Annotated in this window: 16 protein-coding genes; 8 read left to right on the forward strand and 8 right to left on the reverse strand. The window is 54.4% G+C overall.

Annotation, left to right across the window (positions count from 1 at the left end):
- Positions 1 to 7: 7 nt before the first annotated feature.
- Genes flgC through BWR18_RS17595 form a run of 8 tightly spaced genes read left to right on the forward strand, consistent with a single transcriptional unit; the run spans position 8 to position 4,152 of the window.
- A complete protein-coding gene (gene flgC, locus BWR18_RS17560; protein ID WP_076629715.1) occupies positions 8 to 400 on the forward strand; it encodes a flagellar basal body rod protein FlgC in 393 nt (130 codons plus the stop codon).
- A 23-nt stretch (positions 401 to 423) separates the two neighbouring features.
- Positions 424 to 708, forward strand: a complete 285-nt coding sequence (fliE, locus tag BWR18_RS17565; protein WP_076629716.1) for a flagellar hook-basal body complex protein FliE — start codon at positions 424 to 426, stop codon at positions 706 to 708.
- A 1-nt stretch (position 709) separates the two neighbouring features.
- On the forward strand, positions 710 to 979 hold the full coding sequence (locus BWR18_RS17570) for a flagellar biosynthetic protein FliQ (protein ID WP_076629717.1): 270 nt from the start codon (positions 710 to 712) through the stop codon (positions 977 to 979).
- Between the two features lies 1 nt (position 980).
- Positions 981 to 1,700: a flagellar hook-basal body complex protein gene (locus tag BWR18_RS17575; protein WP_076630401.1), complete on the forward strand. Its 720-nt coding sequence runs from the start codon at positions 981 to 983 to the stop codon at positions 1,698 to 1,700.
- Between the two features lie 10 nt (positions 1,701 to 1,710).
- Positions 1,711 to 2,496: a flagellar basal-body rod protein FlgG gene (gene flgG, locus BWR18_RS17580; RefSeq protein ID WP_076629718.1), complete on the forward strand. Its 786-nt coding sequence runs from the start codon at positions 1,711 to 1,713 to the stop codon at positions 2,494 to 2,496.
- 50 nt (positions 2,497 to 2,546) lie between these two features.
- Positions 2,547 to 2,909 carry a flagellar basal body P-ring formation chaperone FlgA gene (gene flgA, locus BWR18_RS17585; protein WP_254684892.1) on the forward strand — a complete coding sequence of 121 codons (363 nt, stop codon included), beginning with the start codon at positions 2,547 to 2,549 and terminating at the stop codon, positions 2,907 to 2,909.
- A 35-nt stretch (positions 2,910 to 2,944) separates the two neighbouring features.
- Positions 2,945 to 3,658 (forward strand): flagellar basal body L-ring protein FlgH, encoded by a 714-nt coding sequence (flgH, locus tag BWR18_RS17590; protein ID WP_076630402.1) that lies wholly within the window; start codon positions 2,945 to 2,947, stop codon positions 3,656 to 3,658.
- A gap of 11 nt (positions 3,659 to 3,669) precedes the next feature.
- The gene (locus BWR18_RS17595; protein ID WP_076629720.1) at positions 3,670 to 4,152 is read left to right on the forward strand and encodes a flagellar basal body-associated FliL family protein; all 483 of its coding nucleotides are present in this window, start codon (positions 3,670 to 3,672) and stop codon (positions 4,150 to 4,152) included.
- On the opposite strand, the gene BWR18_RS17600 is transcribed toward BWR18_RS17595, so the two are convergent.
- The 8 genes from BWR18_RS17600 to BWR18_RS17640 all read right to left on the reverse strand — a co-directional run bounded on the left by BWR18_RS17600 (position 4,146) and on the right by BWR18_RS17640 (position 13,019).
- A complete protein-coding gene (locus tag BWR18_RS17600) occupies positions 4,146 to 4,568 on the reverse strand; it encodes a hypothetical protein (protein ID WP_076629721.1) in 423 nt (140 codons plus the stop codon). The genes BWR18_RS17595 and BWR18_RS17600 overlap by 7 nt on opposite strands.
- Positions 4,568 to 5,653, reverse strand: coding sequence for an EscU/YscU/HrcU family type III secretion system export apparatus switch protein (locus BWR18_RS17605; RefSeq protein WP_076629722.1), 1,086 nt, complete (start codon positions 5,651 to 5,653; stop codon positions 4,568 to 4,570). The genes BWR18_RS17600 and BWR18_RS17605 overlap by 1 nt, the downstream gene beginning before the upstream one ends.
- Positions 5,650 to 6,420, reverse strand: coding sequence for a flagellar biosynthetic protein FliR (locus BWR18_RS17610; RefSeq protein ID WP_076629723.1), 771 nt, complete (start codon positions 6,418 to 6,420; stop codon positions 5,650 to 5,652). The genes BWR18_RS17605 and BWR18_RS17610 overlap by 4 nt, the downstream gene beginning before the upstream one ends.
- Positions 6,417 to 8,498 carry a flagellar biosynthesis protein FlhA gene (gene flhA / locus BWR18_RS17615; protein ID WP_076629724.1) on the reverse strand — a complete coding sequence of 694 codons (2,082 nt, stop codon included), beginning with the start codon at positions 8,496 to 8,498 and terminating at the stop codon, positions 6,417 to 6,419. Before flhA ends, BWR18_RS17610 begins: the two co-directional genes overlap by 4 nt.
- Positions 8,499 to 8,822: 324 nt before the next feature.
- Entirely contained in the window at positions 8,823 to 10,790 is a 1,968-nt protein-coding gene (locus tag BWR18_RS21785) for a hypothetical protein (RefSeq protein ID WP_157598824.1), read from the reverse strand.
- 320 nt (positions 10,791 to 11,110) lie between these two features.
- Entirely contained in the window at positions 11,111 to 11,980 is an 870-nt protein-coding gene (gene motA, locus BWR18_RS17630; RefSeq protein WP_076629727.1) for a flagellar motor stator protein MotA, read from the reverse strand.
- A gap of 68 nt (positions 11,981 to 12,048) precedes the next feature.
- Complete coding sequence (locus tag BWR18_RS17635) at positions 12,049 to 12,651, reverse strand: MotE family protein (protein ID WP_076629728.1); 603 nt, start codon at positions 12,649 to 12,651, stop codon at positions 12,049 to 12,051.
- Complete coding sequence (locus BWR18_RS17640; RefSeq protein WP_076629729.1) at positions 12,648 to 13,019, reverse strand: hypothetical protein; 372 nt, start codon at positions 13,017 to 13,019, stop codon at positions 12,648 to 12,650. Before BWR18_RS17640 ends, BWR18_RS17635 begins: the two co-directional genes overlap by 4 nt.
- Positions 13,020 to 13,029 lie beyond the last annotated feature (10 nt).

The following is a 13,029-nucleotide window of genomic DNA, read 5'->3' on the forward strand; positions in this document are numbered from 1 at the left end:
CGTAACGATGAATGAATTTGCGAAGTCATTGTCTGTTTCCGCAAGCGGGCTCAAGGCGCAGGCATCTCGACTGCGGCACCTTTCGGAAAACATCTCGAATGCTGATACGCCCGGCTATCGACGGAAGACAATTCCTTTTCGGACGGAATTTGATGCAGGGAGCGGTGTTGCTGGCGTCGAGGTTGGCCGCATGTCGTTGGATGATCGCCCATTGGCGCGCATTTACGATCCTTCGCACCCGATGGCGGATGCAGGTGGTCACTACGAAGGGTCGAATGTCGACCTGATGATTGAACTGGCAGACGCCCGTGAAGCGCAGCGCAGCTACGAGGCAAATTTGAAAATGTTCGAGCAGGCGCGGCAGATGTCGTCAAGCTTGATGCAACTGCTGCGCCGCTGACGGCGCACGAAAGGAGATCCAGAATGGAAATCGGAACATTATCGGCCGCACAGAATTATGCGGCACAGCGACCAGCGACACGACCCAGTGATGGCGAAGGCGCCAGTGTATTTGGCCGCGTTGCAATGGACTTTGCCCAGACCCTCGCACATGGCGAGCAAGTTGCGAAGGATGCGATGGTTGGCAAAGCCGACCCACACTCGCTGGTGCAGGCACTGGCGCAGACGGAGTTGGCTGTGGAAACGGCCGTAACGGTCCGGAACAAGGTGGTCGAAGCGTATCAGGAAATCCTTCGGATGCCTGTTTGAAATGCTCAATGAGGTCATCTTTTTTGACACGATGCGACAAGGTCTATGGATCGCTGTACTGGTTTCTGCGCCCATTCTTGTCATCGCGCTGGTGGCCGGTGTGTCCATCGGATTGGTCCAGGCGTTGACCTCGATCCAGGAAATGACGCTGACATTTGTGCCAAAACTTGCGGCCATCGTTCTCGTGTTCTGGCTGACCATGGGCTTCATGACGCAGACGCTTGTGTCTTTTTTCCAGAGCCGGATCATCCCGCTCGTGATTGGAGGGTAAGGTGGACAGTACAGGATACATCGCGTTGAGCCGACAGTCGGGTCTGATGCGCGAGATGCAAATTGTCGCCAATAACATCGCCAATAGCGCGACCACTGGATACCGACAGGAAGGCCTGGTTTTTTCCGAACATGTGCAGGGGATCCAGGGTGGTCCATCCTTGTCAATGGGCCACGGGAATGTGCGGCACACATCGTTTGTTCAGGGCACTCTTACGCAAACCGGTGGAACCTTTGACTTCGCTATCGAAGGGGACGGTTTCTTTCTGATCCAGACACCTGAGGGAGAACGTGTAACCCGTGCCGGGAGCTTTTCTCCAAATGCGCAAGGCGATCTTGTGACACCGGATGGCTACGCTGTCCTCGACGCCGGAGGGGCGCCTGTTTTCATCCCATCGGGCGCCAAGTCGCTGTCCGTGTCTCCCGATGGGTCGATCAGTGCGGATGGAGCCTTTGTCGGACAAATTGGTTTGGTTCAGCCTGTTGACCCCGCCACCTTGACGCGGGAAGGCGGAGTGCTCTTCCGTTCAGACGATGGTTTTGAGCCGTCCGAAACAGCACGCATGCTGCAAGGCTTCGTTGAAGACTCCAATGTGGACCCCATCGGCCAGCTCGCCCGCATGATCGAAATCCAGCGGGCTTATGAGATGGGGCAGAACTTTCTGAATTCTGAAGATGAACGTGTTCGCCGTGCGATGGACGCGATGTTGAAATCAAGCTGAGGAGACGCAAATGCGCGCCTTGAAAATCGCGGCCACGGGGATGCTGGCCCAGCAAATGCGGGTTGAAACGATCTCAAACAACCTCGCGAACATGAGCACGACCGGTTACAACGCGCGCCGCGCCGAGTTTGCGGATCTGCATTATCAACAAATGACGCGGCCAGGCTCTATCAATGCGTCTGATGGCACCGTGTTGCCGACAGGCGTACAGCTTGGTCTCGGTGTGCGTCCGGCTGCGGTGTCTGTTCACCTGGCGCAGGGGTCATTGGCCGCAACGAATGGTGACCTTGATGTCGCGATCGACGGCAACGGGTATCTGGAAGTCACATTGCCTTCAGGTCAAACCGGGTACACGCGCGATGGTGCTCTTAAACGCACTGGCGAAGGTTTGATCGTGACTTCGGACGGGTATCCAGTGGCACCTGAGATTGTCATCCCCGAGGATGCCCGCAGCATTTCAATCAACGGCGACGGCGAAGTCTACGCGTATTTTTCAGATACCGCGGCGGGGCAACTGATCGGCCAGTTCAATTTGACAGGTTTTTCGAACGCAAAAGGGTTGGAGGCGCTTGGCAGCAATCTTTTTGCTGAGACGGATGCGTCCGGACCTCCGATTGTCACGACGCCAGGTCTCGATGGCTTGGGCACTTTGCGCCAGGGCTATCTCGAAGAGAGCTCGGTTGATGCGGTCCGCGAAATTACCGAACTCATTGCGGCACAGCGCGGCTATGAGATGAATTCCAAGGTAATCTCAGCCGCTGACCAGATGATGGGGGCAATGACGCAGGTTCGGTGATGCGCTGGATTGGTATTCTCTGTTTGACGGCCAGCGTGGCATCCGCCGATATGGTGACGCCCACGCGTACGTTGCGGCCCGGGACGGTGATCACATCGGCCGATCTCGCCCTTCTTGACGTAGTGCAACCCGGCGTGTTTGACCGACTTCTCGACGTTGTGGGACAGGAGGCCCGCATCGCACTCTATGCTGGGCGCCCCATCCCGTTTGACGCAATTGGGCCTCCTGCAATCATAAATCGCAACCAGATCGTGCCGCTGTTTTTCAACACGAGCGGACTTTCGATCACAACTGAGGGGCGTGCGTTGGAACGTGGCGGGATAGGAGATCGCGTGCGGGTTATGAACCTGAGTTCGCGCGCAACTCTGTTCGGTTTCGTTCAGGAAGACGGCTCTATCAAGGTGACCAGATGACAAAGTTTAATTACAGGCTTTCCGCTCCTCATGTGATGGCGCTTTTTGCGCTCAGTCTAGTGGCTGCTTGTGGTCGCGGAGATCACTTGGGCAAGGCACCAAGTTTTTCTAACCCGCTTGAGACGCGAGAGCATTCGGCCATGGTTGGTGCAACTTTACCTTTGGCTGTTGAAGATGTCGGTGCGACCGACAGTGCATCGCTCTGGAGCGGTCAAAGATCGTCCCTTTTGGGGGATCGGCGCGCGATGCAGCGCGGTGATATTATGACAGTCGTCATAGAAATTGACGAAAGTGCTGAAATCTCAAATGAAACCGATCGGTCACGGAGTGGGACAGAGAGTTTGCAAGTCCCACAGCTTGGCGGTCTGCCGCAGCGGTTGGACGAAAAACTGCCAACCGGTGCGTCATCTTCCGATCTGGTCTCAATTACGTCCAACTCGGGATCCAGCGGAGATGGTTCAGTCAAACGGAAGGAGAAGCTGACACTGCGTGTTGCAGCGACTGTGATTGATGTTCTTCCGAATGGGATCCTCTCCATTTCGGGATCGCAGGAGTTACGCGTCAACTTTGAAATGAGAGAGCTTCTTGTTTCGGGCTACGTACGACCGGCGGATATCTCGCGGCAGAACGAGATCACGTATGACAAGATTGCCCAGGCGCGTGTCTCTTATGGTGGTCGCGGACAAATCACTGACGTACAGCAGCCTCGGATAGGTCAGCAGGTTCTTGACGCAATTTTACCGTTCTAGGAGAGTACAAAGTGAAAAAGCTGCTTCCCTTGATGCTTTTGTTGATCGGTACCGGCGCTGGCGTCGGTGCTGGCATTTTTCTACGCCCAGAACCCGAGCCAGGCTTGGCTGCAGACGCGGAAGTGTCGGCCGAGGCCGAGGATAAAACCGAAGACAGTGACGACATCTCGGACCGCGAATATGTCAAAATGAACAACCAGTTTGTCGTTCCCGTTGTCAGTAAGGATGCTGTCCAGGCGCTTGTGGTGATGTCCCTGAGCCTGGAAGTGCCTGCTGGGCAGAAAGATGCCATCTATTCAAAAGAACCAAAATTGCGCGACTCATTTCTTCAGGTTCTGTTCGATCATGCCAATGTCGGCGGCTTTGACGGCGCTTTCACCAATGCAAATAACCTTGCTGTATTGCGCGCGGCGCTGCGCGAGGTTGCGCAAAAGGACATGGGAGATCAAATCTCGGATGTGCTCATCATCGAGATTGCGCGCCAAGATTATTGATTGCGCGGCTGCTGCTGCAATTGTGCTAAGTCTATCGCCTGCTCCAAACGCTTTTTCCGGTCGTCGGCTTTCATTTTTAGTGCCTCTTGGGCCATCAGCTCTTCGGTGACAGCTTTTTTGCCGGTCGCCATTCTGAACGCCGCCATCAGGCTTTCTTTTTGAGCAAGGACTTGCGCCAACTCAATACTAAGAGATCGTTGGTTTTTTGCCAGCCATTTCAGCCAGATGATATCTCCTCCAATGGCCCGAAGATTTGCATCGGACGCCGGCAGGCAATGGGTGTCGTGAGCAAGGCTTTGCAAGCGTTTGAGCTCCGCGCGAAGCGCACTCTCTCGATTCCGGAGCTTTGTCAGCGCCAGTTCACTGTGACGATGTTTTAAGTCTGCAAGCTGCTTCAGCATGTCCAGTTCTTTCATCAGATACGCCCCTTGGCCTGTTGACGCATCTCGTCGGCGAAACGGATGGCCGCTGCGACCGCGGCATATTGCTCTGGCAGGATTTCGTCACCGATATTGGTCACAGCAAACAGTGTGCGTGCGGTCGGTGGATCGCTATGGATCGGGACGGCGTTTTCTTGGGCAATTTCCCGGATGCGCAACGCAACTTCGTCCACGCCTTTTGCGACACAAACAGGTGCTGTCCCGCTGGCACGCGACCATTGCAGTGCAACGGCATAGTGTGTGGGATTGACAACAATCACATCTGCAGTCGGCACGTCGCTCATCATTTGCTGGCTTGCTATGGCTTGTCCGCGTGCGCGTCTTTCTTGTTTTAGGTGCGGATCACCTTCGGAGTTCTTGGCTTCATCCATGATTTCCTTGCGGGACATCCGGTTTTTTCGAATGTGCTCTTGATGCTGCCATACAGCGTCAATCCCGCCGAGCGCGACAGATATCAGGACAACGACAAAAAGGAACGCGACAACAAGCTCAGCCAAAAGCGTGACGACCAGGCCTGGAGATCCGTGCATGACATTGATCATCTCGGGCAGACGACGCGTCAAAAACAGTGCCAAGCACGCAGAGTACAACAGGAGTTTGACGAAGCTCTTGGCGAATTCGAAGAACCCACCCCGGCCAAACTTCTGCTTGGCGTTCTGGATCAGCGATATCCTGGAAAGCTTCGGCTCAAGCTTGCTTGGCGCGACAACAAAAGCGCGCTGTGCCAAGACTGCAAGCAATACAGCGACTGCCGGCGCAAAAAAGACTGGTGCAACAGCGACGGATGCCGACCGCAAAATGGCTCCCATCGTTGCAGAGGGTCCGCCAGCGAACAGGTCGTCCGACAGTGGCAGCGCCTGGTCCAACAGGACCTGCATCTCGCTGCCGAAGGATGTGAGGCTATACGCCCCGACGGCAACGAGGGCCAAGGTCAAGCCAGCATAAGCTGAGGCTGTGTGTAGATCCGCGGACTTTGCGACTTCACCTTTCTTTCGGGCTTCCTGTAGCTTGTGCGGTGTCGGATCAAAGGACTTGTCGGTGTCTTCATCCTGACCGCTCATCTTGGCGCCTCAAACGGAGCGGCCATAAACTGGTCGAGCGCGGACAACCAAACGGACAACATCACCGGTGCTGCCAAAAACAAAAGAAACAGGCCACCCAGTGTGATGACAGGGGCCCCGACGAAGGCCACCATCAATTGCGGCATCGCTTTGTTGATGACGCCAAGTGCCAGATTGTACAGAACCGACATCAGCAAGAACGGTGCCGACAAGAGAAATGCGAGTTCAAATGCATAGGCGACCTGACCCAAGCCCCAATCCGCAACGTCACGCCCCAACGCAAACACTCCGGTGGGCAACAATACGTAAGAGTGGATCAGCAACTGGGCTGCCTTGACATGCAGTCCCGCCATGACGGCAAGAGCGATCGCACCCACCGTGAGTACATAACCCATGGCTGGCAGCGGCTCGATGGCTGCGCCGCCCAGAATCTGTGACAAGGAAGTGGATTGAGCGGCAATGGCCCCTGCGGTTTGCAAGGCCAGTACAAACAAGCGAATTCCAAGGCCAATCAACAGGCCAGCCAGCGTTTCCGTAAATACGAGAATACTGAGTGTATCGATCGAAAAGGCAGGCAGGTCTGCCCCGATGGCTGGAGCGACGATCAGAGTAAACGCCAACGCGACAATCAGCTTGATCCGCATGGGTACGGACTGTTCTCCGAAGCCCGGAAGCAGTGAGACCGTCGCCCCAACACGCAAGAACACGACGAAACCCAACCACAGTTGGGTTTGCACGATACCAAGCAATTCGGCAGCTGCATTCATGCTGCAACGACGCCGACCAGTGATGGACGGGCGTCGACGCCAATCTCTTCGAAGGAGAGAACCGGGTTGTTCAGGCCCTTTGCGCGCATCATTGTTTTCAAAAAGCGGCGCCTGCGCGTATTGGTCACCACGGCCGGAAAGATACCTTGACCGCTTGCCTCCTGTAGCTTCTCCGACACGTTGTCTGCCAGTCGATTGAAGAGGTCGGGTGGTAGCGCGATGTCGAGGCCGCGATCTGCATCAACCTGGTAGCTCGCAAATGTATCCTCCCATTCAGGAGCAAGTTGGATGAGTGGGAGTGTCCCGTCGTCACGCCGGATACCGGAAATGATCTGAAACCCAAGACGCTGACGAACGTGTTCGCAGATTGCTTCGGGCTGTGCATTCACTGCGCGTGCTTCTGAAACGGCTTCGAGGATGAGGGGCAAATTTCGGATCGACACCTGTTCTTCCAGCAGCAGGCGCAAGACGGCATGAAGCACATCCATGGGCACCTTGTCCGGTATAAGGGCATCCAACATCTTGCGATTTGCTTCCGCCCTGACGGGATCGGTGACTGACTTCATCTCTTCGAGCAGCCGCCGCAATGATTTGAGTGTCAAAAGCCTGCTAAAGTTACGTTTGATGACCTCCAACAAATGCGTCGCTAGGATTTCCGTGGGGGTGACCAATGTCACACCGGCAAGTGCGGCCATTTCCTGATCTTGCGTGGCGATCCAGCGCGCCGGAGCACCATAGACCGGTTCTGTCGTGTCTTCTCCGCCAGGCAGGTTTTCGACTGCGTCTGGCGCGAGCGCCAGGATGTCATTGGGCCGAATTGTTCCGCGTGCCTGCTCGACCCCTTGAATGCGCAATAGATATCCGCCGACTGGCAGACCAGCATTGTCGGTAAGCCGGATTTCGGGGAGGATGATGCCGAAGACGGTTGCCACGTGCACCCTCATGTTCGCGATGCGCGCATCGAGGCCCGTTCCAGGATCAAGCACCATTGTGACAAGATCTGGTGCAAATTCGACATGAATGTCATCAAGCTCGAGAATATCACCGAGTGACTTCTCCGGTGTTGCCTCTGTTACTTCATCGAGGTCGATCTCGGCAGTCGTGCTGTCGGAATTCTTTTTCCTGACCATGTATGCAGCGGTCCCAAGGCCTATTGCACCCGCCATAAAGGGCAACAGTGGTAGCCCGGGAAAAAGGCCCAGCAGAGCCATCAACACCGCAACTGTAACCAACGCTGCAGGATGCCGCCCCAGTTGTCCGAAGACGGCCAAATCAGTTGCGCCTTTCGCACCGCCACGCGCTAGCAACAAAGCTGACGCAATCGATATAATGACCGCAGGAATTTGCGATACCAAGCCGTCACCTACGGTCAGAATGGCATAAGTCTCAAACGCGTTGCCTAAAGCCATGCCATGTATGGCAACACCCATGACCAATCCTGCAACCAGGTTCAGGAGCGTGATCAGCAGGCCAGCAACTGCATCGCCTTTGACGAACTTTGAGGCACCATCAAGAGATCCAAAGAACGTCGTTTCGGCCTGCTCCAATTCGCGGCGCGCCTTAGCTTCGTTGTGGTCGATTGCCCCGGCTGACATGTCACTGTCGATTGCCAGTTGCTTTCCGGGCATGCCATCCAAAGCAAACCGTGCGCCGACTTCGGCCATACGCGTCGCACCCTTTGTTATGACCATGAAGTTCACAATCAAGAGCACGCAAAACACGACCAAACCCAGAAAGACGCTTCCCCCCATGACGAACTGAGCGAAGCCTTCGATTACATCTCCGGCGGCACCGGTGCCAGTGTGGCCTTGTCCAATGATCAGCTTGGTCGATGACACATTCAAAGACAGTCGCAACATCAACGACGCGAGAAGGATTGTTGGGAAAGATGAAAAGTCGAGTGGCCGCTCGATGAATAGAGTTATCGTGAAAATCAGGATTGCCAGCGCGAAAGATGCCGCGAGGCCAATGTCGAGTACCCAAGCAGGCATCGGCAAAATCATCATTACAATGATTCCCATCAGCGCGATTGCGAGCAAAACTGTGGGGCTGAAAATTGCAGATCTGGACAGCGTCATTTTTTTTGCCCGTAATGTGCCGAGCGCTGATTTCTCGCAACTTTCGGGATAGGAAAGTTAAGTGCATCATATCGGCAAGACGGGTCGAGGGCCCACACATTTGCGGGGAGACAGCGCCGAACGCAATCAATTGCCAAGTGCTGGTGTGCCGGTGACAGATTTGGTACGATTGAAACGCACTGCATCCACCGCCATACCTTTGAGTAGAGCGACTTTGATCTCATAGCGGGCCGTCCTTATCACTTCTGTGATCGTTGCAGGCTAGACGCAGGCAGGTTTATATTTGGTAACTAAGTTTGCTTGGAGCATCGGTTGTTTCAAAAGCTAGTCGCTGTTCGTATTTGTAGCGATCAGCTGTTCGATGACTGCTCGGGCGTCGGCGCTGTCTTGCAATGCGCTCTGTATTCGACCTAGCATTCCATCGATGTCGGTTGATGTATCCAACTGCGACGAAGCAATTTCCATTACCGGACCCAAAACTGGCGCATCAGGTTCGAGCAGAACTTGCCAATCGTCTGAAAGCCAGGCCGCTTGCAAGCTGTCCGCGTCAGCACCGATGTCTCTCAAGATTTCATAAGCGCTGTCGTGATCGCCGTTCAGTGTGTTCGCACGTGCACGCAATCGGGCAGCTTGCTGGCCCTCCAATCCGCGCAGAAGCGACAGAGCTTCAAGTGGTCTAGATAAACCAAGCGAGACCTCCGCCCGCAACTGCCTGTTCTTAGGTGTTTGGGGAATGTCACTTTGAGCAAACAACAGCTGTTCAGCTTCTGCAAAAAAACCAAGTTCAACCAATCGCTCGACAAGCAGAAGAGCGGCTTGTTGCGAGATTTCCACCGAACCGTCTGCAATGTTTTCAAAGGCTTGTCGAACGAATACCCCCTCCGGCGCATCGCGCGATAGCACTTCCAAAACCGACGAGCGTAACTCGGCCGATGCATTCTCAATCCTGCTGGAGCTGATCCGTTCAAGTGCTGAAAAGGCTGCATCGAACTGTCCGGAAGTCGCCAAGGCTAAGACATGTGCGCGCCGTAATTTCTCCCCAAGAGGATCATCTCGGAATTCAATTGCGTATGCTTCGACCAATGCGGCAATACTTTCGTCGATCTCTACACTAGTGTTAAACTGCGTATCCACATACCGCACGAGAGCTTCAGCAGACTGTTGATCATTCGATCCCACCACCCTTTCAAGCCTTGCCTGAGCCGAAACAGTGTTTCCTTGTACCAATTCGATATCTGCCTTTGCCAGCTCGGCCGCAGACGATAGAGGTTCAGCAGTTCGTTCCAATCCTCGCAGCGCAGCAGCTGCGCCATCTTCGTCACCATACGCAAGCAGTTTTTTACTGAGCGCTGGTGCTATATGCTGGCGCAAATGAAGGGGCAGGCTGCTCAAAGTTCGAATGGCTGCTTTACTGTTGACTGTTTCATATGAGTGCAGCGTTTCTTTCGATAAAATCGCCCATAGCGCAACATCCGAGTCACAGTCCAAAAATCTGCTTAGGTAGCCATTGTCGCCCGCGCCTCCAAATTCCATGATGTTCGCAATGTCGATCAATGCGGGGTTCGACGTTTGTAAGCCGGCATCCATGCGTAGAATTTGAGTGGCCTCTGCTCCAAAACCAAAGTGCAGATAAAGTTGTACCAGCTCTACTGCAACGTCAGTATTCAATCGGTCAAACTCTGAATACAGGTTACGGCGAAGAGTAGAGATGCGCGGCGCAAAGAGTGCGCTACCTCCCCACTCCTGAACCTGCACGACAGACGGATCGATACATCTTACGCCCAATGTGGTTGATGCTTGAAGCTGAGGCGCGCCGCTGCGCGGAAGATCACTGCTAGAGGTTACCCTCAAGTTGCCGCTCACTGGGCCTTGCCGTTCGGGCGTATTATTTTCCGGCAATGAAGAATCGAATACCCGCACGTCGATTTGTGGGCGCGCTTGTCGTTCAAGAACCGGGGAACCACCTCGATGAGCGCTGAGCAAACCCGCTGTTGCTGCTTGGCCGATCCTTTCGGCCAGCTCTTCCTGTGCGTGGTGTAGAGCGACCAGTTCATTTTGCTGCGGGTTAAAATCTGGAACAACTCGCGGCAAAATAGGGCCTAGTGCCAATGAGGGTTTTTCTCGATTTTCTTCAGAATCCGTTTCAGAGAATGCATCCCGCAAATTGATCAATTCAGAGGATGTAGTGAGCGGCAATTGCATAGATCCGATGTTGCTGACCGGTGGCCTTTCAACTGAAAAGGAAAGCGAATTTGAACTGGCGGCGCTTTTCATAACGTCAATCACGACCATACGATCTCCTGATAGAAATACGTCGGCTTTGCAATTGCAATTGAAGGAAATAGATAAAGTGTCTGCTGATGTCGTAACGTTGTCTACAAAACTTCGGTCAATCCGCTCGAAAACACGCGATGTATCGAATCCATCTCTATGGCCCGTAAGAGTGATACGTGCACTGCGCGTGTCTTGGTTGAGCGACCATTGTGTGCCTGGCGTCACATCAAGAACAAGGCGGGAGAAACCCTCATGCGCGCCGGACCGCACGGAAATTTCCTCAGCTGCCGCAGCCGCACATGATACCAAGCAAATTAAGAAAAGTCCTAGAGCGCGCGTCATGCTGCGTTTTGCTTTACTGATTTCAGTGCCTCTTCCAAGTCTGAGAAGGAGGGGCGACAATGGGATGGCGTGTTCTGGCGGCCAACCTCGATGCAGATGTTGGTTGCATGATTATGCAGATTTGCCACGAGTACTTCTCGGATGAGTTGGTAGAAATGGCCGTCTTCCTCCACGACGGCTTTTACTTTGGCCGCAAAAGGACCAACCAGACCGTAAGCAAGAAAGACACCTAAGAAGGTACCGACAAGCGCGCCGCCGATCAGTTTACCCAGGATTTCTGGCGGTTGATCAATAGATGCCATGGTCTTGATGACGCCCAAGACCGCGGCGACGATACCAAGGGCCGGCAAGCCGTCCGCGACGGTTTGCAACGCATGGCTCGAATGCAACGCGTGATGCATGTTTGTTTCCATGCGCTTTTCGAGAACTTCCTCAACCTGATGCGGGTCATCATAGTTCATCGATGCGGAACGCATTGTGTCGCAGATCAGGGCTGTCGCCTCTTGATCCGCAACGATCTTGGGGTAACGCGAAAATATTGAGGAATTTTCCGGATCTTCGATATGTTCCTCGATTGCGACCGGGTTTTGCCGTGCCAGCCGGATGAGTTCAAACAGCAAGCACAGCAGGTCTCGATAATCTTCATGTGCCCATCTAGGTCCTTTGAAGACCTTACCTAGATCTTTTATCGTGTGCTTGATCTCCGCCATCGAGTTGCTGATCAAGAAGGCGCCGACAGCTGCGCCAATGATCATCGTCATCTCAAATGGAAGAGACTTTAGGATGATCCCCATTTTGCCGCCAGCGGCCAGGTATCCGCCGAATACCATTACGAAAATGGTCACAATGCCAATGATTCCAATCACGTGACGATTCCCTCATTTCGATCTGTCACCACGATTGCAGACACCGGTTAACAAAGCCTCACAACTGCTCAGTTTTTAGGGGCTTTGGCATTCCTCCCCGCGACAATCGCGCTAATCGAATAAGCCACTTGCGGATCGAGGCCCGCCAGGATCTTTGCGGCAACGGTTGGATCCATGCGCCCCAGAAAACCGGCGGCAAAGCCCGGCTCCATGGCTTCAAACAACGCAGAGGCATCCTTGGGCTTCATGTTTTCGTAAACTGTCGTCAGGCGCGACAAGTCGTCTTCGGCCGCTGTTTGCGCGATCGCCAATGTACCTCGAAGGCGTTCTTCAGCTGTTTGCAGCGCCGCCAGCCGTCGTTCGACTTCCGTCTGGGCGACGTCCAGTGCTTTACTTCGCGCTGCGAGCGCACTTTCCCGTTTGGTGACCTGTTCTTCCCGTGCACGAATTGCATCAAGCAGCGGCTTAATGTCACCGCTTTCAAGCTCTTTTGGTTTGGCCTGTGGAGGCTGTACGCTCAGGGGCAGCGCAAAGCCGTTTGCGAGGTCCACTTCCGCCAATGCGGAATTCGCGCTTGTCCCTATGCGCACTGCTGCAGATGCAATGAGCAATGCGACAAGAAAAGCAATTGATCCGCGGTTGGCAACTCCACCCGAGCGACGTCTCTTCATTGCCTGCCTCCAGCACTTCGACGCGCGAAGACCGGCGCGCTCGTCTCTTGCGGAACAGGCGGCGCTGGGTCTGGAGACGGGGTGCTTGGAACGTCGTGCAAAGAAGCCATTTGCAGCTCAAGGCGCCGCGCCATTTCTGTTGCGCGCTGCGTTGTATCGTTCAGCGTTTCTGCTGAGTCTGCTGCGGTTTTCTGAGCAGCCTCCAGTGTTTTGGTCAGGTCATCGACCTGCGCAGACAAAACGGCGACAGCGCCACCAACGCCCTTTTCGAGGTTGTTGAAACGGTTCAGCCTCCGACCGAGAACAAAACAGTAAAAGCCCGCGCCAAGCGCACCGGCTGCTAAGAAGATGTCAGCAATCAAGTCCATTTTTCCACCA

The sequence above is a fragment of the Tateyamaria omphalii genome (assembly GCF_001969365.1).
GTDB lineage: Bacteria > Pseudomonadota > Alphaproteobacteria > Rhodobacterales > Rhodobacteraceae > Tateyamaria > Tateyamaria omphalii_A.